At 66.7% G+C, this 22,929-nt stretch carries 20 protein-coding genes; 8 read left to right on the top strand and 12 right to left on the bottom strand.

What is annotated here, in order from left to right:
- Nucleotides 1-201 precede the first annotated feature (201 nt).
- The 4 genes from EB835_RS03740 to EB835_RS03755 form a co-directional block, all read right to left on the bottom strand.
- Nucleotides 202-1,014, bottom strand: coding sequence for a creatininase family protein (locus EB835_RS03740; RefSeq protein WP_135808114.1), 813 nt, complete (start codon nucleotides 1,012-1,014; stop codon nucleotides 202-204).
- Nucleotides 1,011-1,706, bottom strand: coding sequence for a FadR/GntR family transcriptional regulator (locus EB835_RS03745; RefSeq protein WP_135808115.1), 696 nt, complete (start codon nucleotides 1,704-1,706; stop codon nucleotides 1,011-1,013). Before EB835_RS03745 ends, EB835_RS03740 begins: the two co-directional genes overlap by 4 nt.
- A 97-nt stretch (nucleotides 1,707-1,803) precedes the next feature.
- On the bottom strand, nucleotides 1,804-2,916 hold the full coding sequence (locus EB835_RS03750; protein ID WP_135808116.1) for a PHB depolymerase family esterase: 1,113 nt from the start codon (nucleotides 2,914-2,916) through the stop codon (nucleotides 1,804-1,806).
- Between the two features lie 178 nt (nucleotides 2,917-3,094).
- Nucleotides 3,095-3,754 (bottom strand): GntR family transcriptional regulator, encoded by a 660-nt coding sequence (locus EB835_RS03755; RefSeq protein WP_135808117.1) that lies wholly within the window; start codon nucleotides 3,752-3,754, stop codon nucleotides 3,095-3,097.
- A gap of 280 nt (nucleotides 3,755-4,034) precedes the next feature.
- On the opposite strand from EB835_RS03755, the gene EB835_RS03760 reads away from it, so the two are divergent.
- Entirely contained in the window at nucleotides 4,035-5,051 is a 1,017-nt protein-coding gene (locus EB835_RS03760) for a 1-aminocyclopropane-1-carboxylate deaminase (protein ID WP_135808118.1), read from the top strand.
- Between the two features lie 310 nt (nucleotides 5,052-5,361).
- On the top strand, nucleotides 5,362-6,756 hold the full coding sequence (locus tag EB835_RS03765) for an NAD-dependent succinate-semialdehyde dehydrogenase (RefSeq protein WP_135808119.1): 1,395 nt from the start codon (nucleotides 5,362-5,364) through the stop codon (nucleotides 6,754-6,756).
- Nucleotides 6,757-6,899: 143 nt separating this feature from the next.
- Here EB835_RS03765 and EB835_RS03770 read toward each other — a convergent pair whose 3' ends face one another.
- Genes EB835_RS03770 through EB835_RS03785 form a run of 4 tightly spaced genes read right to left on the bottom strand, consistent with a single transcriptional unit; the run spans nucleotide 6,900 to nucleotide 8,968 of the window.
- The gene (locus tag EB835_RS03770) at nucleotides 6,900-7,571 is read right to left on the bottom strand and encodes a ribonuclease FAU-1 family protein (protein WP_135808120.1); all 672 of its coding nucleotides are present in this window, start codon (nucleotides 7,569-7,571) and stop codon (nucleotides 6,900-6,902) included.
- A 4-nt stretch (nucleotides 7,572-7,575) separates the two neighbouring features.
- Nucleotides 7,576-8,025, bottom strand: coding sequence for a helix-turn-helix domain-containing protein (locus EB835_RS03775; protein WP_135808121.1), 450 nt, complete (start codon nucleotides 8,023-8,025; stop codon nucleotides 7,576-7,578).
- Nucleotides 8,022-8,363 carry a DUF6204 family protein gene (locus tag EB835_RS03780; RefSeq protein ID WP_135808122.1) on the bottom strand — a complete coding sequence of 114 codons (342 nt, stop codon included), beginning with the start codon at nucleotides 8,361-8,363 and terminating at the stop codon, nucleotides 8,022-8,024. Before EB835_RS03780 ends, EB835_RS03775 begins: the two co-directional genes overlap by 4 nt.
- The gene (locus EB835_RS03785) at nucleotides 8,360-8,968 is read right to left on the bottom strand and encodes a TetR/AcrR family transcriptional regulator (protein WP_168216625.1); all 609 of its coding nucleotides are present in this window, start codon (nucleotides 8,966-8,968) and stop codon (nucleotides 8,360-8,362) included. The genes EB835_RS03780 and EB835_RS03785 overlap by 4 nt, the downstream gene beginning before the upstream one ends.
- A gap of 145 nt (nucleotides 8,969-9,113) precedes the next feature.
- On the opposite strand from EB835_RS03785, the gene EB835_RS03790 reads away from it, so the two are divergent.
- The 4 genes from EB835_RS03790 (at nucleotide 9,114) to EB835_RS03805 (ending at nucleotide 15,500) form a co-directional block, all read left to right on the top strand.
- A complete protein-coding gene (locus EB835_RS03790; protein WP_135808124.1) occupies nucleotides 9,114-10,694 on the top strand; it encodes a class I adenylate-forming enzyme family protein in 1,581 nt (526 codons plus the stop codon).
- On the top strand, nucleotides 10,691-11,977 hold the full coding sequence (locus EB835_RS03795) for a beta-ketoacyl-[acyl-carrier-protein] synthase family protein (RefSeq protein ID WP_135808125.1): 1,287 nt from the start codon (nucleotides 10,691-10,693) through the stop codon (nucleotides 11,975-11,977). The genes EB835_RS03790 and EB835_RS03795 overlap by 4 nt, the downstream gene beginning before the upstream one ends.
- 141 nt (nucleotides 11,978-12,118) lie before the next feature.
- The gene (locus EB835_RS03800) at nucleotides 12,119-13,324 is read left to right on the top strand and encodes an acyl-CoA dehydrogenase family protein (protein WP_135808126.1); all 1,206 of its coding nucleotides are present in this window, start codon (nucleotides 12,119-12,121) and stop codon (nucleotides 13,322-13,324) included.
- Nucleotides 13,325-13,649: 325 nt separating this feature from the next.
- Nucleotides 13,650-15,500 (top strand): ABC-F family ATP-binding cassette domain-containing protein, encoded by a 1,851-nt coding sequence (locus EB835_RS03805; RefSeq protein WP_135808127.1) that lies wholly within the window; start codon nucleotides 13,650-13,652, stop codon nucleotides 15,498-15,500.
- 133 nt (nucleotides 15,501-15,633) lie between these two features.
- Here EB835_RS03805 and EB835_RS03810 read toward each other — a convergent pair whose 3' ends face one another.
- The 4 genes from EB835_RS03810 to EB835_RS03825 all read right to left on the bottom strand — a co-directional run bounded on the left by EB835_RS03810 (nucleotide 15,634) and on the right by EB835_RS03825 (nucleotide 19,989).
- The gene (locus EB835_RS03810) at nucleotides 15,634-17,103 is read right to left on the bottom strand and encodes a dihydrolipoamide acetyltransferase family protein (RefSeq protein ID WP_135808128.1); all 1,470 of its coding nucleotides are present in this window, start codon (nucleotides 17,101-17,103) and stop codon (nucleotides 15,634-15,636) included.
- Nucleotides 17,103-18,065: an alpha-ketoacid dehydrogenase subunit beta gene (locus EB835_RS03815; RefSeq protein WP_240688535.1), complete on the bottom strand. Its 963-nt coding sequence runs from the start codon at nucleotides 18,063-18,065 to the stop codon at nucleotides 17,103-17,105. The genes EB835_RS03810 and EB835_RS03815 overlap by 1 nt, the downstream gene beginning before the upstream one ends.
- Before the next feature lie 125 nt (nucleotides 18,066-18,190).
- Entirely contained in the window at nucleotides 18,191-19,297 is a 1,107-nt protein-coding gene (gene pdhA / locus EB835_RS03820; RefSeq protein WP_135808130.1) for a pyruvate dehydrogenase (acetyl-transferring) E1 component subunit alpha, read from the bottom strand.
- Nucleotides 19,298-19,473: 176 nt separating this feature from the next.
- Nucleotides 19,474-19,989, bottom strand: a complete 516-nt coding sequence (locus tag EB835_RS03825; RefSeq protein ID WP_135808131.1) for a YqeB family protein — start codon at nucleotides 19,987-19,989, stop codon at nucleotides 19,474-19,476.
- Between the two features lie 111 nt (nucleotides 19,990-20,100).
- Between EB835_RS03825 and EB835_RS03830 the strand changes: the two genes are divergently transcribed.
- Entirely contained in the window at nucleotides 20,101-20,796 is a 696-nt protein-coding gene (locus EB835_RS03830) for a TetR/AcrR family transcriptional regulator (RefSeq protein WP_240688530.1), read from the top strand.
- A gap of 50 nt (nucleotides 20,797-20,846) precedes the next feature.
- Nucleotides 20,847-22,796, top strand: a complete 1,950-nt coding sequence (locus tag EB835_RS03835; protein ID WP_135808132.1) for a hypothetical protein — start codon at nucleotides 20,847-20,849, stop codon at nucleotides 22,794-22,796.
- Nucleotides 22,797-22,929 lie beyond the last annotated feature (133 nt).

Consider the following 22,929-nt stretch of genomic DNA (forward strand, 5'->3'; position numbering starts at 1 on the left):
GCGGATGGATCCGGATGGAATCCGATCGGAGGAGGACGGTCGATCGGAGGTTTCGTGCGGACGTTTCGTGCGGGGGTTTCAACTAGGGCTCGGGCCGGATTTTCGGGCAGAGTCCACCGCGGCCCGGTGATTCCGGCGCTGGAATCGGGTGATGGTGCGGTGGGGTGTTCGGCCCGGCGGCCGGTCAGTGGGAAACGGCTGTCACAGTCTCTGCAGCTCCTGACAGTAGGAGACGAGTTCGGAGACGACCTCGCCGAGGATGTCCTCCCCGGCCGCGGCCGTGGCGGTCCGTGGATCGCCGAGCACGCCGTTGGCGGCGTAGCGGTCGAACGTCACCGCTGTTGACGGTGATTTCGTTCGCGAGAGCCGGGCGCGGGGCTCGAGATCATCGAGTCGGGTGGCGCCGGGTCTGAGACGTTTGGTGTCGACGAGGTCGGCGTCGATCGCGAGCATCTGGGACGTCTCTGACTCTCCGCAGTGGCCGCTGACTTCGGTGCGCGGCAGCTCGGCGGTCGACTTCGCGGCCAGCGCCGAGATCGGGGCGTAGGCGAAGACGAACTCGGGGTGGGTGGCGAGCAGAGACTGCTGGACCACACCGAGCGCGGCGAGGTTGCCTCCGTGGCCGGTGATGACGAGGAGTCTGTCGAATCCGGCATCGGCGAGCTGTGTCGCGATCGAGGTGACGAGATCGATGAACAGCTGCGGGCCGACGTTGATCGTGCCGGGCAGGAACCGGTGATGCGGCGAGACGCCGTAGTCGATGCTCGGCAGGACGAAGGCGTTGCCGGCCTGTCCCTGATCGCCATCGGTGAGTTCGTCGACGACAGCGCGGGCGACGTGGTCGGCGCGGATGTTGTCGGTGCCCAGAGGCAGTCCGTCGCCGTGCTGTTCGCAGGCGCCGACGGGCAGGATGAGCAGGCTGCCGCGCTCCTTCGCGAGCTCGACCTCGAGTGAGGTGAGTTCGGCGTAGTCGCGGATATGCGGACGGATCTCGGTGATCGTCGGACGGGTCATCGTCGTGATCCTTCCGTGGGGTCGGTGTCGTCGGCCCAGTCGGCGAGGACGGCGGTCTTGATCGCCTCCAGATGCTTGCGGGTGCGGTGAGAGGCTTCGAAGCCGTCGCCGCGGCGGATGGCATCGAGGATGTCGGCGTGTTCGTCGTGATCGCGCAGTCGGTCGTAGCTCGTGCGTGCGGCCTGCTGGGTCCGGGAGTGGATGGCCAGCAGGGACACGAGCATCTCGTGCAGGGCCCGATTGCCCGAAGCTCTGGCGAGTTCGACGTGGAAGTGTCCTGCCGGGACCGCGGTCTTGACTTGGAGGGCATTGTCGAGCGCGGATTCCATCGAGTTCACGGCATCGGCGTCCTGGACGTTCGCTGCGAGTTCGGCGATGCCGGGTTCGATGGCGATGCGGGCGTCGAGGAGCTCGATGGCCGCGGCGAGGTCGACGGGCACATAGTGCGGATTGTCGAGGATGCGGCGGTTGATCGCCTCGCGGACGTAGGTGCCCGAACCGTGCTTGAGTTCGACCGAGCCGGTGGCCTCGAGGCGACGCAGCGCCTCGCGGACGGTGGGGACGGTGACCTCGAAGCGGGAGGCGAGGACCTTGGCCGAGGGCAGGCTCTGCCCGGGTTGGAGGTTCTCGGTGCGGATGGTCTCGACGATTTCGCGGGTGAGGCGTTCGACGAGTCCGATGGAAGCTGGCATGGCACTCTCCTTCAAGTGTTTAAGTCATCTAATCACTTCAGTGGCGGATGTGTCAATGGTCACTTTTGGGTCAGTTTCTGGGCGACGCCTCGGGCGCTCATTTCTGTGCCGGCCCCTCGGTCGCGCCCGGATGGCTGCGGAAGAAGTCCCAGACTGTGTCGGTGGCCGAGAAGTGCTCTGTGACGTATCCGCCGCCGCTGTAGACGACCTCACCGGGCCAGACATGCCCGCCGTCGGCGACGGAATAGAGCTCGACGTCGGCCGACTTTCCTGAGTTCTCTGAGCTCTCTGATTTCCCGGCCTGCCCGTCGCACTTCTTCCAGCGGGTGCGGGTGACGTCTTCGCCCTTCTTGCCGACATTGCGTTCGGTCATCACTCGGCAGCCGGCTGCCTCGGCCCAGGGCTGGATCCATTCGCGCACGCCGGGATAGGTCTCGCCCTGGCGCTCGCCTCCGTCGTAGTGCATCGTCTCGTCTCCGGTGCCGTGGATGGCGAGGACGGGAGTCGGCGTCTTGTCGTCGCAGTCCTCGGTCGCCTGCGGGTAGTAGGCGCCGGCGACGGGGGCGAAGGCGGAAAAGCGATCGCGCAGGTGGCAGGCGAGCACGGAGACCATTCCGCCGCCGTTCGACTTGCCGGTGGCGAAGACGCGATTGAGGTCGATGCAGTGTTCGGACTCGATCGAATCGAGCAGATCGGCAACGAAGGCGACGTCATCGGCGCCGCTGGCGTATGGAGCGCCCTGCCAGGATCGCTTGCCGTCTTCGAGGTCGCCGTCGGGGAAGACGGTGATCGCCGGCAGGGTCGGCAGGCCCGTATAGTTCTGGAACTCGGCGCCGTCTGAGCCGTTGCCGTGGAACCCGAGGACGAGCGGCAGCGGAGTCGAGGCGTCGTAGTCGCGGGGGATGTTGATCCGATAGCTGCGTTCTTCGCCGTCCGAGGTGATCGTCCGTTCGTCGTTGCCCGGGGTCTGCTCGGTGCCGCAGCCGGCCGATGGTGCGGCGGTCATCGTCGTGCCCGCCGGCGTCGTCCCGCCTGATGTCTGAGCGGCCCCCGACGACTGGGTGGCACTGTTCGTGGGAGCGGCTTCGATGCGGGAGGTCTGCCCTGCGTCCGAGACTCCCGTCGCAGGCCCGGCGGTTCCCGTCAGCAATGTGAGGCTTGCGGTGGCTGCGAGAAGGGCAGTTGTGATGCGTTTCGTCGTCGATGACATCCTCAGTCCTCTGATCGTCGGTGATCGTGATGGGGACTCTAACACAAGTCATCAGATGACCTTAAGAGTTGAGTATTGTGGGCGGACCTGGAAACCGTCTATGGGGTGATTCGGTCGAGTGCTCGCGCGTGCTCATACGCTGTGGGTCTGTGGCTGAGCTTTTCAGTGTTTCCGCAGCTCAGGCGCTGTGCGGTGAGTTCTCTGCGATCGTCGACCAGTTCGCCTGCGTCAGTCCGACCGCACGGGCGTGGTCTCCGGCACGGGCGGCGGCGATGATCTCGAGGTGCTGTTCGGGCGAGGCCGAACCCTTCATCGACTCGAAGTGGAGGAACTCGGCCCGGCGCAGATTGGCCGTGACGACCTCGAGGTGGTCGGGGATGAGACGATTTCCGCTGCGGAGAAGCGCCACTTCGTGGAAGTCGTCATCGGCGGCGATTGCTGAGTCGATGTCGTTCGATGTCAGTGCACTGCGCAGCCGTTCGTTCGCCTGCTCCATCTCCACGAGGTCGTCTTCTGTGAAGTGGGGGAAGGCGAGGCTCATTGCGAGGGCGTGCAGCTGGGCCGCGATCTGACGGGCGTGGACGATGGCGTCGGGATTCTCCGGTGCGACCCGGGTCATTCGTCCAGGCTGCGCGATGACGAGGCCTGCCTGCGCCAAACGCTGCAGAGCCTCCCTCACCGGAGTCCGCGAAACCTGCAGCCACGCCCCGAGCTCCTGATCGCGCAGCTGTTCACCGGGCGCGAGTTGGCCGCGGACGATGGCATCGCGGATCGAGACGTAGACGTCGTCGCGGAGCAGGGTGCGGTGCGCTACCGGTGAATCCGTGGGGATCGGCATGCTCGGCCCTTTCGTTCGTAGGCGACGTTCTCTTGGTCTCAGACCTCTTGTTCTCGGACGACGCTGTCGTCGGGGTTTTCTTTCGAGTGGTCTTCGCCCATTGTAGGCGCGACCGGAATGCAATATATTGCATATTGCGACATGTGGTCCGTGCCGCCGCGCGATCGGTGGACTCCGCATCGCCGAGACCGCGCCCGCGCCACAGCAGAACTGCGCGCACAGCAACACCGTGAGTACCGCACTACCGCAAGCCCCGCACCCCGAGAGAACAGAGGACACGATGGCCATCACCGATTTCGAGCGCTACCCGCTGACCTTCGGGCCGAGTCCCGTGCACACGCTCGACCGACTGAGCGACCACCTCGGCGGGGCCAGGATCTGGGCCAAGCGGGAGGACGTCAACTCCGGGCTCGCCTTCGGCGGCAACAAGACCCGCAAGCTCGAGTACATCGTCCCCGACATCCTCGCCTCGGGCGCGGACACCCTCGTCTCGATCGGCGGCTACCAGTCCAACCACACCCGCCAGGTCGCCGCCGTCGCCGCTCACCTCGGGCTGAACGCCCGGCTCGTCCAGGAGCGCTGGGTCGACTGGGAAGATCCGGGCAATGCCTTGGTCGGCAACATCGAGCTCTCCCGCATCATGGGCGCCGACGTCCGCCTCGACTCGGCCGGCTTCGATATCGGCATCCGCTCGAGCTGGGAGAACGCCCTGGCCGAGGTCGAGGAGGCCGGAGGCAAGCCCTACCCGATCCCTGCCGGTGCCTCCGAGCACAGATTCGGCGGACTCGGGTTCGCGAACTGGGCCTATGAGGTCGCCGAACAGGAGGAGGAGCTCGGCGTCTTCTTCGACACCATCGTCGTGTGCACCGTGACCGGCTCGACGCATGCGGGCATGATCGCCGGATTCGCCGCCCTCGAAGCCGCCGGCGGACGTCCCCGACAGATCATCGGCATCGACGCCTCCGCCACGATCGAGAAGACGCGCGCCCAGGTCAAGCGGATCGCGAACACCACCGCCGAACTCATCGGACTCGGCCGCGAGATCACCGATGATGAGGTCGATATCCGCACCGGCTGGGAAGGGCCCGCCTACGGCATCCCCGACGACTCGACCGTAGGGGCAATCCGCACCACCGCCCAGCTCGAAGGAGTCATCCTCGATCCCGTCTACGAGGGGAAGTCGATGGCAGGACTGATCGACCTCGTCGGCGACGGCACCATCGGCAAGGGCTCGACGGTGCTCTACGCCCACCTCGGCGGGCAGCTCGCACTCAACGCCTACTCCTCGATCTTCTGAGGTCGACGCCCAGATTCTCCGACTGCGGCTGCCGGCCGAGAACTGCGGCTGCCGGCCGAGAACTTCGGCTTCGGGGCGTCAACCGATCCGTGCGGATTCAGTGGTTGTATGTACTGAATCCGCACCACCTCGGCGGTGGTGTCGCCACCGATCCCGGACTGATGATTCCCCCAGGTTCCGGCACTTGTTGCGCAGGTCACGGATTGATAGCGTGTGAGTCAGGCATACGCAATCCGTCGATTCCGGCGGTCAACAGGTATGCGATTGCTTAATCGGCGCCAACAGGCGCCCGAAGTCGAAGGAGTCTGGAATGAGCAACGTAGGCAGTGCCGCAGGCGGCTACCGTGTCGAGAACCCGGCCACCGGTGAAGTCGTCGAGAAGTTCGACCACGCGACCGATGAGCAGATCCAGCAGGTCCTCAGCTCCGCGCACGAGGGGTACCTGAGCTGGCGCGAGAAGACCATCGAGGAGCGCGCGGCCATCGTCAACAAGGTCGCAGCCCTGTTCGGTGAGCGCAAGGACGAGCTCGCGAAGATCATCGCCGAGGAGATGGGCAAGCCCACCGCCGAAGGTGAGGAGGAGGCCGAGTTCTGCGAGGCCATCTTCAACTACTACGCTGACAACGGGCCGAAGTTCGCTGCCGACGAGCCCATCGAGTCGATGTCGGGAGGCAAGGCCTTCATCCAGCGCCGTCCCGTTGGTCCGCTGCTGGGCATCATGCCCTGGAACTTCCCCTACTACCAGGTCGCCCGCTTCGCCGCTCCGAACCTCGTGCTCGGCAACACGATCATCCTCAAGCATGCGGAGATCTGCCCCCGCTCCTCGGCGAAGATCGCCGAACTCATGAAGGAAGCCGGTATCCCAGAGGGCGTCTACAGCAACATCTACGCCACTCATGAGCAGATCGAGACGATCATCGCTGACGACCGCGTCGAGGGCGTGTCCCTGACCGGTTCCGAGCGCGCCGGATCGGCCGTGGCCGCGACCGCGGGCAAGAACCTGAAGAAGGCCGTGCTCGAGCTCGGCGGTTCCGATCCCTACATCGTCCTCGACACCGATGACATGAACGAGGCCGTCGACACCGCATGGGGCACCCGCCTGTACAACACCGGCCAGGTCTGCAATGCGAACAAGCGGATGATCGTCATGGACGACATCTACGACGACTTCGTGTCCGGCCTGACCGAACGGGCCCAGTCCTGGGAGAAGGGCACCCCCGCCGAGGCGGGCGACGGCAAGTACTCGCCCCTGTCCTCGCGTTCGGCTGCCGAGAACCTCCGCAAACAGCTCGATCGCGCCGTCGAACAGGGTGCGACGCTGGTCGGCGGTGAACTCGCCACCGACGGTTCGGCCTACGTCTCGCCGGCCGTGCTCACGGGAGTCACCTCGGACATGGACGCCTACCGCGAGGAGCTCTTCGGTCCCGTGGCCACCGTCTACAAGGTGACCAGCGACGATGAGGCTCTGGCTCTGGCCAATGACTCGCGATTCGGCCTCGGCGGCGCCGTGTTCGCCAAGGACGAGGAGCGGGCCGCGAAGCTCGCTCAGCGCCTCGACGTCGGCATGTCCAACGTCAACACCCCTGCCGGTGAAGGCGCGGAGATCCCGTTCGGCGGTACGAAGCGTTCGGGCTTCGGCCGCGAGCTGGGCCCCTACGGCATGGACGAGTTCGTCAACAAGCGGATGTACTACGTGGCCGACTGAGGCTGCGGCGGAGGGCTGGTGAAGCTGGCCCTCGCCGAGACAACTGTAGAGCGTGGAGACGACGGTGTGTGCACCGTGGTCTCGACGCTCCAGTGTTGTTTCGGCACTTATCGACTCGGTGCCGGCGGCGGGAGGAACCGCGATCAGCTCTCGAAGTCCCAGGTGGCAGCGGCGGGGAGTTCGGGCATCGGCCAGGCGGGGTCCGGCCGGAAGTCCGGATAGTCCGAGTCGAACGGGAATGTCCAGGCGCGGATGTCCTCGATGGCTGAGTCTGCGGCCGAGCGGATGCGTGCGGCCTTCTCGTCGGAGAACATCCCGGCAGCACGGGCGAACTCGAGTTCGTCCTCGTCCTTGAGCTGGTACCGTCCCTGCGCATCGACGACGATGTCAAGGACGTGGTCGGAGGTGAGGATCCCGCGGTCGAAGCGGGTGAAGGGCTCTTCGAGGTTGATGTAGAAGGAGTCGCGGCGGCCTGAGGGTGTGGCAAAGTACCACACCGAATAGTCGGCCCCCGGCTGGAACACGGCGACGATGCCCGGTCCCTGCCACCGTTTGAGGCCCTGCGCCCGCGGGGCTCCGAAGCGGGCGGGTCCGTCTGCGGTGCGGATGCCGGAGCCGTCGGCGAGCACCTGGTGGAGCATCCTCGTCCCCGACTCCAACCACACGGCCAGGTGCTTCTCATCATCGGCGATGACCGTGACGGGGCGTTGGTCGTACAGGCCCGGGTGGGTCGGATTCGTGTAGGTCCACAGCATCTGGTCGCCGCGTTGCCAGCGCCGCTGGCTCGTTCCGTCCCGACTGCCCGTTCCGCTCATGCTCTCATTGTCCCGGACCGGTATGGGTGTGAGCCGAGCGGTCCGATCCCACGCTCGCGACCACCCCTGTCGGACTGAGCCCGGAGTTCGTGAACCAGCGCTCGGCCGCTTTCTCGGCGATGCCTTCGGCCTGATCGACGAGGTGGCGTCCACTGTCGGTGAGCACGAACTCGCCGGACTCCTGGCGGAAGAGCCAGCCGAGCTTGACGAGCGGGCCGCTGGAGCGGATGGTCTCCGACCGGGTCTCACCCATCGCCTCGGCGAGATCCTCCCTGGTCAGGCCCTGCGACTGCGCACCGATGATTCGCAGCCGACGGAAGTCCGCGAAGCTGAGCCCCACACGCGAGAGCGCGGTGCCGATCGCGGTGTCCAGGGAACTCGTCGCCGCGGCCAGAGCCAGTGCGGCCTCGAGGCTCGGCTCGACCGCGGAGCCGGCGATCGTCTCCTCGCTCATGACCGAGTCCTCGGGCGCACCTTGATGTCTTCGACGCAGACGGCAGAGACACTCATGGTTCTGCCGCCCAACCCGCGTGCGGCGAGGTCGGCGACGGAGAGCTCCTCGGCACGGATGTTCGCCAGCGTTTCGGCGTCATCGCGGTCCGCCTCATCGCTGGTGACCAAGAAGCGGTGCTGATAGTTCACGAGCTCGGGCGTATAGAGGAACGTCCCCTCACGGGAGAAGCTCGCGGAGAGCATGTCGTGATCGTCCTGTGCCGCACGGAGGGTGCGGCGCTGTTCCTCGTCGAGTCCGGCGAAGCGGCCGCGGACGGTGATGCGGAAATTCCAGGTCATTGTGGGGCCTCCTCGGCTCGGGTGGCGCGGTCGAACAGGGCGATGATCTCGCCCGCCTCGATGCTGTGGTGGGCGGGCACCGCCGCGTCGAGGACGGAGCGCAACGACAGAGCCATCGTGATCGTGTCGAAATCGCGCATCTCACCGCGACGCTGTCCGTCCTCGAAGAGAGCTGTGAGATCGGCGACGGAATCGGCGGAGCGCTCGCCATAGGATGGCGACGCGGCGGCGGACCTGCTGAGGTAACCGACGGCTGCGATGATGGCCGCGGCCCGAGTGGGTTCGCGGCGACAGTAGTCGATGTGGGTCGAGATATAGGCCGCGAGCCGGTCGTTGGCGCTCCCCTGCGAGTGGAGTGCTCGGGTGAGTTCGGGGCCGAGGTCCTCGACGACGAACTGCACGACCGCGGCGGCGAGTTCGTCCTTGTCGGAGAAGTTCCCATGGACCGCGCCGCGGCTGAATCCGGCGTTCTCCGCGACCGCGATGAGGGAGGTGGCGCGCACCCCGTGGTCGGCGAAGAGCGTCGCCGCCGATTCGATGAGGCGCCGTCGGGTGAGTTCCTGGCTCTCTCTGCGCGTGAGTCGAGGCGTGGGTGAGTCGGTCATGAAATCAGAATACATCTCAGTATTCGAATACTGCAAAGTATCCCAATCAGGCCTCCGCGCTGGGGCGGCGTCGGCCACGTTGTACGGTGGGAATGGTCGGCACGGTATGCCGCCGATGGAATGCTGGGAACCTGGGAGGTCCGATTTGCCGATCACTTCGACGATCCTCGATGTGGCCCTCGAACGCCCCGATCAGCCCGCGATCGTCGGGACCGAGGCTCGGCTCACCTACGCGCAGCTCGCCGAGGATTCGCGCACGATGTCCACGGCCGTCGATGCCCTGCACGCCGAACAGGCCGATCCGCCGACGCCGGCCGCCGAAACCCAGGGCATCCCGATCACGGCAGTGAGCCTCACCTCGGCGTTCGAAACCTCCCGCACCATCGCGGGCCTGGCCGGCTTCCGTGCGGTCTCGGCAACGATCGACCCTCGCTGGCCGCTCGACCACCAGGTCGGAGTCATCACCACGACCGGCATCGGCGTCGTCATCAGCGATTCGACCGAACTCGCCGAGGCGCTCGCCGCCGCCGGCTGGACCGGAACCGTCATCACCGCGGCCGACTTCCACGCGTGCGAGGCCGCGATCGACCTCGCCGAGACCGCACCCCCGACCGTCCGTGACGATGCCGAACCGTTCCTCATGCTCTTCTCATCGGGCACGACGAGCAATCCGAAGGCGTTCATCAAGACCCGCCGGCAGTACCGCGACAACGTCGCCGTCTCCTCGGCCCATCTCGAACCCTTCCCCGGCGTCGCAACGCTCGCGCCCGGGCCCGTGTCCTACAGCCTCACCCTCTACGCCGTCATCGAGAGCCTCGCCACCGGCGGCAGCGTCCACGTCGCCGACGACTTCGACCCCTTCACCATGGGCTCGCGCATCGCCGACGAGGCCATCACTCGCATCGTCGCCGTGCCCGCCGTGGTCAAGGCCCTCGCCGAGGCGGCCCGCCGTACCCCCGAACGGTTCCGAGGTCTCGACCTCGTCGTCACAGGGGGAGCGAACCTGCCGGCGAGCATCCGCAGCAGCCTCGGCGAAGTGCTCCCCGATACCCGGCTGATCAGCTATTACGGTGCCGCCGAGATCGGGTTCATCGGCGACAGCCGCGACGGTGACGGCACCTGGATCACCGTCTACGACACGATCGGAGCCGAGGTGCGCGGCGACGATGGCGTGCCGCTGCCCGACGGCGAGATCGGCACCCTGTGGATCAAGGCCGCCGCCTGCTCCGACGACTATGTCACCGGCACCACCGGGGAAGTGCTGCGCGGTCCCGACGGTTGGGCCAGCGTCGGCGACCAGGGCAGGATCGAGAACGGACTGCTCCAGCTGGCCGGCCGCGCCGGGGACATCGCCATCACGGGAGGACACAAGGTGTCCCTGCCCGAGGTGGAACGGGCGTTCGAGACGTTCTCGCGGGTCGGGACCGCTGGCGATGGTGAGGTGGCAGGCGACGGTGGGTCTGCAGGCAAGGGCCAGCCCGACCTCGGCGAGGTGTGCGCGATTGCGCTGCCCGATGACAGCCTCGGCAGCATTGTTGCGCTCGTCGTCGAGGGTGGAGGTACGGACAAGGCCGCGCTGCTCGCCCACGCCCGCGCGCAGCTTGCCCCGCAGTTCGTGCCCAGGCGGTTCTATGCGATCGACCGGCTGCCCCGGACGGTCGGCGGGAAGATTCGGCGCAGCGAAACCGTTGAACTCATCATGAGCGGAAAGGCCCGACGACTGTGAACGCCGAGCGCGACGTCGTCATCACTGGACTCGGCGCCATCACGCCCAGCGGGCAGACCCCGGAAGATCTGTGGACCTCCGTGCGCCACGGCAGCAGCGCGATCGACGTCCTCGCAGGTGAGCAGTTCGACAACCTCGCTGTGCGGATCGGCGGGCAGATCACGGACTTCGACGCCGAGGCGATCCTGCCCCGAGCGCTCGCCCGCCGGCTGAGCCCCGTCCAACACTGGGCCATCGCCGCCGCCGAACAGGCGCTCGCGCAGGCGGGAATCCCGGCACCCGCCGACGACCTGCCGTGGGATCGCGAACGCAGCGCCGTCATCGCCGCCACCGGGTCCGGCCCCGTCGACGCCATGCAGGAGGCCACCCGTGCCCTCGATGCGGACGGCCCCCGCAGGGTCCCGCTCACCCTCGCCATCCATGGGGCGCCGGACTCGGCGGCCGCGCTCATCAGCCAGCGCTTCGACCTCCGCGGTCCCGGACAGGGAGTCTCGGCGACCTGCGCGTCCGGGGCGATCGGCCTCGGCGAGGCGATGCGGCGCATCCGCCACGGCTACGCCGATGCCGTGCTCGTCGTCGGCATGGACGACTGCCTCGGCCCGGTCAACCTCGCATCGAACGCGAATATGCGTGCCCTCGCCGCCGGCTTCGAGGAGGATCCGACCGCCGCCAGCCGCCCCTTCGACCGCGACCGCAACGGCTTCGTCATGAGCCAGGGCGCGGCCGCGATCCTCCTCGAATCCGCAGCCTCGGCGGCCTCACGTGGGGCGATGCCGGTGGCCGAACTGGACGGATTCGGCGCCGCCAGCGACGCCCACCACCCGACGAATCCGCATCCGGACGGACGCGGGGCCGCCTCGGCGGTGGTCCAGGCATTGCACGATGCAGGACTGGAACCCGGCGATATCGACCACATCAACGCCCACGCGACGGGCACACCGGCCGGCGACCGTGCCGAACTCGCCGCTTTCGACTCAGTCCTGGGGGAGGTCGGGCGCACGATCCCGATTTCGGCGACGAAATCGACGACGGGGCACCTGCTCGGCGCATCAGGAGTCGTCGAGGCGATCATCGCCGCCATGACGATGCGGGATCAGACGCTGCCTCCGACGCTCAACCTCGGCGACAATGAGTTCCCCGAATGGGATATCATCGCAGGCCACGCCCGTGAAATGGGCGGGGGAGCGGATCTGGCCGAGGCGGCCGTGGAGACCGTGCTGTCAACGTCGTTCGGGTTCGGTGGGCACAACGGCGCGATCATTCTGCGGCGCCCGAGGCGCTGATGGACGGCCTCTCCCGCGACCTTGCCGTATCAATCTCGGACACTTGCGAATGCAACTCGCACCAGTGCGAACTCAGCCCCGCACTCTTGTAAACCCAGCCCCACACTCTTGTGAAGCCAACCCCGAACTGAAGGAGAGACGATGACCGACCGTGAGACGCGCGTGAGCGAACTCGCCGCGCAGTATCTGCCCGATGACCTGCTCGAACGCTTCCGAGAACGAGCCGATGTCTACGACAGGGAGAACCGCTTCTTCGATGAGGATCTCGCCGAACTCAATGAGCTCGGCTACCTCACTCTCTTCGTTCCGGCTTCCCACGGAGGCCCCGGCCTGAGCCTGTTCGAGGTCTCGCGGCTGCAGCAGCGGCTGGCCTCGGCGGCCCCGGCGACTGCGCTCGCGATCAATATGCACCTCATGACCACCGGAGTGGTCAAGGCGCTGGCCGACCGGGGCGACGACTCGCTGAATTGGGTGTTCGACGAGGTCATGGCCGGTGAGATCTTCGCCTTCGGTATCTCCGAGCCTTCGAACGATTGGGTCCTGCAGGGATCGAACACCGAGGCGGTGCCGACGGCCGATGGCGGGTACGAACTGACCGGGGTGAAGATCTTCACCTCGCTCTCACCCGTGTGGACACGACTCATCGTCCACGGTGCCGTGGCCTCCGATGACGACGGGATCGCCGGTCCTGATGCGGACGAGCCGGCCGAGGGTCAGCTCGTCTACGGATTCGTCGAACGCTCAGCCCCCGGCATCACGGTCTCCGATGAGTGGGATGTCCTGGGCATGCGGGCCTCGCAGTCCCGGGCGACGATCCTCGAAAACGTGCCGATGAAGCCCGGGCGGGTCTCACGCGTCATCCCCGCGGGAAAGCACCCCGACCTGCTCACCTTCGCGATCACGAGCAACTTCCAGCTGCTCATCGCCGCTGTCTATGCCGGAGTCGCCGCGCGAGCGCTCGAACTGGGCGCCGCCGGACTGCACCGGCGGAAGTCGGCGAAGGCCGGAGTCACCTTCGCCGAGGTGCCCGAGACCCGGACGCGACTGGCCGATGCGCACCTCGACTTCATACCTGTGACCGCGATGATCGACGCCTACGCCCGGGACTTCGACGACCTGATCGACCATGGCGCAGGGTGGCCGCTGCGGCTCGTCGGGGCGCGGATCAAGTCCGCCGAGGCGGCCCGCAGCTGTGCGGAGACCGCCCTCATGTGCACCAGCGGCAGCGGATTCGGCAACAAGCACGAACTCTCGCGGCTCTTCCGAGATGCCACGGCCGGCCTCTTCCACCCGCCGAGCGCCGATGCCGCCCGCCCGATGTACGCGGCGGCCCTGCTCGACGGGTGAGTCCGGCCGTCGGGTCACGGGTGACGGGAGTCTGCGGCTGGCCTTGTCATCGCTCAGGTAACGCGAAACTCGAAAAACGCGCCGCCGGCGACGCCTTTTTCGACGTTCGCGTTACCTGAGAGCGTTCGCACCAGCAGATCTGTCGCCGCACCGCTCTTCGGCGTTTGTTAGAATTGATGCCATGAACTTCGGCATGCCCTCCAGAAGGCTCCGCAGCCGCCGCTGACGGCGGCGAGACCCTTCATTCCGATCTCGTGCGCCGTCCTGGCCCTCGCCGGACGGTGGCTTCATGCTGTCCGGCTCCACGACGAGCTGAAAGACCACGATGCCGAAGACCACATCTTCATTCCCCAACCACAACCTGCCCGCAGACGATCGAGTGACTGCAGGCGGCCCAGCTGACCATCTGCTCGGCGACGAACAGGTGCCTGCCGGCTCGGCCGCGCACATCCGGGCCGAGGACATCCACGTCGTGCTCGGCGATCGCGAGGTTCTCACCGGTCTCGACGTGACGATCTCCCCCGGCTCTCGGCTGGCTGTCGTCGGTGAGAACGGCAGCGGAAAGACGACTCTGCTGCATGTCCTCGCCGGGTGCCTGCCGCCCGACCAGGGCTCATTGCGGCGAGCCGGTACCGTCACCCTGCTCGAACAGGCACTCGATGCCGACGAGAACCGAACCGTCGGTGACCTCATCAACGCGTCTCTGCGCCAGGAACATGCCGCCCTGGCTGCGCTCGACGCCGCCGGTGAGGCGATGGCCCGGGAAGAACCCGGCGCCGATGAGTCGTACTCCGAGGCTCTCGGACTGGCGACCCGCCTCGACGCCTGGGACGGTGAGCGCCGCATCGAGACCGCATTGGCGGGACTCTCCGCCTGCACTGATCGGCAGCGGAGCCTGGCGAGCCTCTCGGTCGGGCAGCGCTATCGGGTGCGCTTGGCCGTCGTGCTCGGTTCGAGTACGGATATTCTGCTGCTCGATGAGCCGACGAACCACCTGGACGCATCCTCGCTGGCGTTCCTCACCGAACGTCTGCGGGAGCGCAAAGGCGGATTCGCCCTGGTCAGCCACGATCGGGCGCTGCTGCATGACGTCGCCGGCGACTTCCTCGACCTCGACCCGAGCCGCGATGGCCGTCCCCGGAAGTACTCCGGCGGATATTCCGGATGGGTCGAAGGGAAACGTCGAGATCGGGAGAGGTGGGAACAGGAATACCTCGCCGAGGTGGCCGAGCACTCCCGCTTGACCAAAGCCGCCGATGACGCCCGATCCCGGCTGAAGACGGGATGGCGTCCGCCAAAGGGAACGGGCAAACATCAGCGTGCGACGAGGACGGCGGGAGTCGTGCAGGCCTTCAACCGACGAGTCGAGGACCTCGAGCGCTACGCCGTTTCAGTGCCCGAACCGCCCTTGCGGCTGCAGTGGCCGGACGTCCCGAGCGCTGACGACGACAAGTTGGCTTCGAACGGCGACAAGCTGGCGTCGAACGACGACCAACCGGCTTCGGAGGATGGCCGACCCACGGCTGCAGCTCAGCCCTCTGCGTTCGGCGGCGGCCCGCTCCTGAGTGCGGATGCGGTCACCGTCGAAGGGCGGCTGAACGAGGCGGTGTCCCTGAGTATCGACCCCGGTCAACGTCTGCTCATCACCGGCGCGAACGGCACCGGCAAGTCGACGCTGCTCGACGTGCTCACCGGCCGGCTCGAACCCAGCGGCGGACAGGTGCGGCATCGCCCGCAGGCACGAGTCGAACTGCTCAGCCAGGAGGTCCCGGAATGGAAAGCCGATGACACGGCCGAACGTGTCTTCGAAGACCACTGTCTGCGAGCGGAACTCGACAGCGGACGGAAGTCTGTGCAGGCCGACGGTGACACACGAACGACGGCCTTCTGCGGAGATGTCACTCTGCAGGCTCTCGGTCTGCTCGGTGCGGATGCCGCGGCGACCCCGGTCCACCGACTGTCGCAGGGGCAGCAGCGGAGACTCCAACTGGCGATGTGCCTGGCGGTCGAGCCTGATGTGCTCATCCTCGACGAGCCGACGAACCATCTGTCCGCCTCGTTGGTCGACGAGCTCACGGAGGCCTTCGGAACCGCCTCGGCGGCGCTCATCGTCGTCACTCACGACCGGCAGATGTTGGCGGACCTGGCGGACTGGCCGCGTCTCACCCTCCGATGAGCTGCCGGTCGGTGACCGAGCACACTGAACCGCGGTGCTCTCGTTCAAGGCGGAGCGCACTTGTCGAAGGGCGTACCTCACGACAAGTGCGCTGACGCTTGAACGACGCCAAGGCGGCTCGTCCCGGCAGGCCTCAGAGTTCCGGCAGGAGTGAGAGCGGGTTCTCGATGCAGTCGGCGACGAAGGTGAGGAACTGACTCGGCTCCTGACCGTCGCACGCTCGGTGGTCGAAGACGAAGGACAGATACATCACCTTGCGCACTGTCAGTTCGCCGTCGACGACCCACGGCCGGTCCTTGATCCGACCGAGACCGAGCATGGCCACCTCGGGGAGGTTGATGATCGGGGCAGACCCGTCGACGCCGAATACCCCGTAGTTGTTCAGGGTGAACGTGCCGCCGGACAGCTCGGACGGATCGAACTTCCCCGAGGCGGCTTTCCCGACGGTCTCGGACACGGAATCGCGCAGCTGCCGCAGGCTCATCTGATCGGCACCGTGGACGACGGGGACCATGAGCCCGCGCGGGGTCTGCGCAGCCAAGCCGAGGTTGATGTCCCCGTGGGTGACGATCTCGCCGGCGGCCGTGTCGATCGAGGAGTTGATGATCGGGTACTTCTTCAGTCCCGCGACGACGAAGCGAGCGACGAGCGAAAGAAGCGAATACTTCTCACCCGTGCGTGCCTCGAGCGCGCGCTTCGTGTTCAGCAGCTCGGTCGCATCGACGTCGAGCCAGATCGTGGCCTCGGGGATCTCCTGACGCGAACGGGTGAGGCGTTCGGACACGACCTTGCGCAGTCCCGTGATCGGGGTGCGGGTGTCGCGCTCGCCCTGTCGGGCGGAAGAAGGCACACTCGTCGAGGCGGCGGCTGAGTGCTCGTCGGCTCCGCCGGATTCGATTGCAGCAAGCACATCGGCCCTGGTGACGACTCCACCGGAACCGGTCCCGACGAGATGCTTGGCGCTGAGACCGTGGTCCTTCGCGAGTTTGCGCACGAGGGGGGTCGACACGGGGGAGACGGTCGAGCTCTCTGCGGTCCCTCCGGAAGCGGAGGCGGTATCGGCGGAGACAGTCGTGCCGGATCCGACCTCGGTGGATGTCGGTGCTGGTACGTCTGCAACCGGGGAAGGGGCCGCCGCTGACTGTGCGCTCGACGTTGCGGTCGCAGGAGCAGTGTCCACCGCGATTCCGGTCGACGGTGCGCCTGCGGATCCGGTCGTCGGCGCACTCGCGGGTCGCTTCGCCGAACCGAACGAGCGCTTCTTCGATGACCGGGTCTTCGGCTCCGAGGTGCCATAGCCGATGAGGTTCGCGCCGCTGGAATCTTCTCCCGCCTCGGCGACGGAGAGCAGGGCCTGACCTGCGGAGACGGTGTCACCAGCCGCCGCGTGAAGCGCAGTGATCTGCCCGGCGTACGGGCAGGGGAGCTCGACGACGGACTTCGCGGACTCGACCTCGACGACCATCTGATCGACCTGGACCTCATCTCCCACGGCGACCTTCCAGGAGATCAGCTCCGCCTCGGTGAGGCCTTCGCCGAGGTCAGGCAGGATGAACTCGCGCGTGCCCGTCCCGCGCGTACCCGTGTTCAGATCAGCACTCATCACAGCTCCCAATCCCAGGACTCGAGCGCATCGAGCACGCGTTCGACGGTGGGCAGAAAGAACTCCTCGAGCTTCGGCGACGGATAGGGCACATCGAACCCGGTGATCCGCAGGATCGGGGCCGACAGGTGGGTGAAGTTGTGTTCGGTGAGGCGGGCGGCCACCTCGGCGCCGTACCCGCCGAACTGCGCGGCCTCATGGATGATCGCGGCCCGCGAGGTCTTGCGCACCGAGGCGGACACGGTCTCATCGTCAAACGGGGAGAGCGTGCGCAGGTCGATGACCTCGATGGACAGTCCGTGTTCGGCTCCGGCCTCGGCGGAATCCAATGCCGTGCGCACGGTCGGACCATAAGCGAGCAGCGTGACATCGGTGCCCTCGCGGATGACCTGCGCCCGATTCATCGGCGCCGTCGTCACCGGCAGGGCCAGCGTCTCCTTCATCCAATACCGTGACTTCGGCTCCATGAACACGACCGGATCCTCGGAGGCGATCGACTCGCGCAGGAGCGAATACGCATCCGCCGGATTCGACGGAGTCACGACCGTGAGCCCCGGAGTCGAGGTCCAATACGCTTCGGAGGAATCCGAGTGGTGCTCGACACCGCCGATATCGCCGGCATAGGGAATCCGGATCGTGATCGGCAGGCTGACCTGGCCTTTCGTCCGGTTCCGCATCTTCGCCACGTGCGACACGATCTGCTCAAAGGCGGGGTAGGCGTAGGCGTCGAACTGCATCTCGACAACCGGACGCATCCCGTTCATCGCCATCCCGATCGCCGTTCCGATGATCCCGGACTCCGCCAGCGGCGAATCCCACACCCGGTTCGGCCCGAATTCGGCCCGCAGCCCTTCGGTGACGCGGAAGACCCCGCCGAGGCGGCCGACATCCTCCCCGAAGACGAGCACAGCATCGTCCTCGGCCAAGCAGTCGCGCAGCGCCTGGTTGAGCGCCTTCGTCATCGTCACCGACGACTGGGCAGCCGCGTCATTGTTCGCCGAGGCGGCTGCGCCCGTTTCAACGTCCACCGCGGTCGGATCGGTGGTTGGTTCGGCGGCAGCGGTGGTGCTCGTGCCGGTTTCGACGCTCATGCCGTTCCTGCCGCTGCGAGTTCGGCTTCGAGGATCTGCTGCTGTTCGCGAAGAGCCGTGCGTGGGTTCGCATAGACGTGGGCGAAGAGTTCGCGCGGGTCGATCTCAGCCTCTTGGTTCATGGCATCACGAACGGACGCGGCCAGGGCTTCGGCCGCCTCGGCGACCTCATCGACACCGGCATCGTCGAGGACTCCGGCCCGCCGCAGATGCTTCTCGAGACGGTCGATGGGGTCGAACTGCTTCCAGTGCTCGACCTCCTCGGTGTCGCGGTACTTCGTCGGATCGTCGGAGTTCGTATGCGATTCCATCCGGTAGGTCAGGGCCTCGATGAGCGTCGGGCCGTCGCCGCCCCGGCCGCGCTCAAGGGCGGCGGTGACCGCGGCGAACACGGCTGCGACATCGTTGCCGTCGACCCGCAGACCCGGCATTCCGTAGCCGGCGGCCCGGTCGGCGAGCATCGTCGCGTTCGTCTGCTCCCGCAGGGGAGTGGAGATCGCGTACTGGTTGTTCTGCAGGACGAAGACCGTCGGGGTCTGCCACACGGAGGCGAAGTTGAACGCCTCGTGGGTGTCGCCTTCGCTGCTGGCACCATCGCCGAGGAAGGTCAGAGTCGCGGCATCCTCGCCCTTGAGCTTCGCGGCCATCGCGAATCCCGTGGCGTGCAGCGTCTGTGTTGCCAGGGGCGTCGCCGCAGGTGAGGTGTGATATTCGTTCGGGTCGAATCCGCAGTGCCAGTCGCCGCGGAAGGCGGCGAGGATCTCGGCTACGGGCACTCCGCGGGTCAGCATCGCTGCCGAGTCGCGGTAGGTGGGGAAGAGCCAGTCGTTGGGGGCCAGCGCAGTGGTGGCCCCCACCTCGGCGGCCTCCTGACCTGCCGCGGAGGGATAGGTCGCCAGCCGACCCTGCCGGGTCAGGTGCGTGACCTGAGCTTCGAACCGACGGACGAGGACCATCTGCCGGTAGAGACCGGTCAGGGTGCGATCGCTGGGGATCCGCAGCCCTTCGGTCGGAGTGTCGGTGAGCCGGCCATCTGCGCCGATGAAGCTGATCGGCTGCAGTTGGGGCAGTGAGCGGCCTGTGGTGGGAACGTCAATGGTCATGGCCCCATGGTGGCGTGAGCCGAATCACGATTCCATGCCTACTGAGCAGGTGAGGACGGGCGGCCAAACGTGTCGCGAACTCGGGACGAAGGGGCCGGTTCCGGCAGGCCGAGTGGACGTTTGGCCGGACGGCCGGGAAGCAATGTCCGTCGTCCTCGCCCTCGGCGCCGAGGGCGTCAGATCTCGCCCCACCGGTATCCGCGGGAGGTGAAGGCCTCGGCGATGGCGTCCTTCTTGCCCTCGACATCGCCTTTGAAGGCCTGGTGGCCGCCGGAGGTGAGGATCGTCAGGTCGTCGCCGTCGAAATATGCGGTCGAGAAGGAGCCCTTGGAGATCCGCAGCGGGTGGTCGTCGTCTCTGCCGATGGTGATTCCGTGATCGTCGACGCGCAGGGGAGTCGTCGAGGCGGCGATGAAGAAGGCGGCGACGATCCCGAGAACCGCGCCGATGATCGGTCTGGCGGCGACGACCCAAGGCTGGTCGAACCTGCTGAGCTTCTCGATGACTTCGCCGAAGGGGATGGGGAATTTCGCGGCGAGCGATCCGAGCGCGGGCAGGAAGAATCCGAGTGCCACTCCGACGCCGATGCAGACGAGGCCGATGATGATGACGTCGGTGCGGCCGAGTGCGAACGTCGCAGCGGTGCGGGACTGCCGGGCGGTGGGGTCGTGCTTCTGCTGGGGCTGATCCATCACATGCTCAATCCTCGAGGGCGCTTTTGGTATTCAATGATACCAAAGTGGAACACAGATGTTCCACAAGTAGACTGTTCCCGGAGCATCCACAGAGCGAGGGAGGGGGCTGTGCCGGTGACAGGCATGCGTCGATTGGGCCGAGACGCCCTGGTCAGCGAGGCGCTGACCGTCCTTGCCGGGAACCCACAGGCGTCGATGATCGAGCTCTCCCAAACGATCGGCGTCGGCCGCACCACTCTCTATCGGCATTTCGGTGATCGGGAGGCACTCGTCGCCATGGCGGCCCGGCTCGGTGCCCGGCGATTCGGTGAGGCGGTCATGAGAGCCCGTCCCGGCGAGGGCGATGGGCTGGCCGCTCTCGAGCGGATCTGTGCGGAGCTGTTCACGCTGCCCGATGTGCTCACGCTGCTGTTCGCGGACAACCCGATCATCACCGATGAGTCCTTCGCCGAGGCGGCCGCGGAGTCCCGTGGGACCGCGGAGTCCCACACGGGCGATGGATCTGCGGGTGGCGACGCTGCGCCTGCCGATGACGAGGCCGAGGGCGCGGGCGACGATGCCGATCCGCTCGAAGCTGTCATCGCCAGGGGGCAGGCGGACGGCTCCATCGATGCGAGCGTGCCGATCGGATGGGCGGCGGCCTTCGTCTACCTCACCATCGGCTCCGGACATCTCTACAGCGTGAGCGTCGGCGTCGACGATCCGACTGCTCGTGCACGATCCCTCGAGCTGACGACTGCGGCGGTGCGGAAGACCTTGGGTTCCGGTGCCGGCAGTGGGGCATCCGCTGGGACCGAGCCGTGAGTGCTTGCTACGGTTGATGCTTCCGTCCACCCCTTCGGCAGGAGCCATTTGTGTCATCTTTCTTCGAAAGCCCGGAATTCCTCGAGCAGGCCGCTGCCGGCCGAGTGAGCCACAGTCCCGGCATGGCCGACGAGCTCATGCAGGAGATGGCGCCGTTCCTCAAGGCCGAAGGCATCGACATCGATGACCCGAATGCGGACTTCACCGAAGCCGAATTCCACGCAGCCATGGAAAAGGCGCAGGCGCAGTACAACCGCCGCCTGTTCACACCGGTCGGAGCCCATCGCGGGCTGGCGTTGGCCGAGCTGCGGGAGTTCGCTCTCGCCGTTGCCGCCGGAGATGTCGACGGTGCATCGGCGGTCGTGTCCTCACTGCCTTCGGACCCCGAGGACTTCGCCCCGAGCGTCGCGCAGGTGACCGGTGCGGCCATGGGGTTGGTTGACGAATGGTTCACCGACGAGACCTACGGGCCCAGGCTCGGCGGAGTCATGGCACCGAAGTGGCGGGCGAAGAAGTCCCGCGCCGTGGCCCGCGACATCCTGGCCCTGGCGCACAAGGGGCGCGTCGTCGACAGCCTCGACCGCCTCATCGCCGGCAACAGCGGGCTGCCCGTCCTCGAGGGATCCATGCTCGCCGTCGCCGCCGCAGTCACGCGGCTGAGCAGGGCGAACAAGGTGCCTGCAGAGGAGGTCGTTGACGAGCTCATGCCTCTGGCCGGCTATCCGGAACCGGTCGCGGGTTCGTGTGCGGGAACATCGGCACAAACCGACGGCGCTGTCCACGATGCTGAAACGATCCAGGCCGAACTGCCCGCTTGGCTCGGCGGGCAGACCGCGGAGGACCAGCTGCTTGCCGGCGGCGGGTCGGCTGCCGACGCTGAGACGGATATCGACACGCGGATGGACGAGGTCGAAGCGATCGTCCACGAGATGCCGCTCAATCAGCGCTTCCGCGACTGGCTGTCGGACGAACTCGACGACCCCGGCGAGGATTCCGAGATCTTCGCGTCCGCCCACCTCCTCTTCTGCATCGCCGTGTCCGCCGGCATCTCCATCGAGGAGCCCGAAGGAGTCCTCGACCTCCTCGACGTCCTCGAGGGCTTCGCCGCCGATGGCAGCAAGGGCGAAAGTGACAGGTCCACAGCCATCTTCGTCGACAGCCTCGAGGCGCTTGACGACTACCTCCACTTCCGCATGGACACCGACGAGGACCCGGCACGCTGGGACGAGGTCCACACACACGCCGAAGCGGCAGGCATGCGGACGGACCCGCTGCCGGCGATGCTCATGAACCAGATCGAATCCAGCGCACTCGACGAGGAGGAGGCCGCCGCTCCGCTGCCGTCCAACCTCCTCGTCGATGGGGTCACCGGCCTGCTCGAATGGATCGGCGAGGGCCGAGCGGTGACCGGCAAGGGACGCGTGAAGCGTGCCGATATCGCCGAGGTGGTCGCGAAGTTCGACATCAACGCCGTCGGAGTCGCAGCGAACGCCCGTGTCGAGGACGGCGTCAGGTACGTGCGCAGCATCGACGAGGTGCCCACATTCGACGAGATCTGGAATGTCCTGCAGTTGGCCGGCATCATCGAACTCACCGGCACAAAGGTCCGCCCGGGCAGTGCCGCCGAGCAGTGGCGTGCCGGTGACGTCCCCGCCGAGACGGCCCTGCCGCTCGTCGGGTCCTTCATCCATGAGCTGCTGGGCAATGCTGCGGACATGGTCGGCGACAGCAGTCCGGACACCAGCCGACTCCTGCTCGCTCAGCGCATCGCTGAGATCCTCGACGCCGAGGCGGCGCCCGAACGCCCCGAGTTGGAGCTGGACGAGGATCTCATTCAGGCGATGGATGAGATGGCGGGGAAGGTGATCGAGACCCTCATCGGATACGGGATCCTCGAGCGCGCTGCCGATGGTTCGCCGAACGTGCCACGACATTTCCATCGCATCGTCGCCGGTGCCGCGGTCGTGCTGCTCACGGGCTGGGGCCACGAGGAGAACTGAGATTTCCGGGAAATGGTTGCACCTCCTGTGATCTCAGGTTAGGCTCACCTATGAGATATAGGGAACATCGGTCTTGTCTAAGGCAGTTGACACACCTGCTTGAAGTGTTGAGTCCGACTACTCTGTGTCTCAC

It is taken from the genome of Brevibacterium sp. S22, assembly GCF_004745485.1.
In the GTDB taxonomy this organism is placed as follows: Bacteria; Actinomycetota; Actinomycetes; order Actinomycetales; family Brevibacteriaceae; genus Brevibacterium.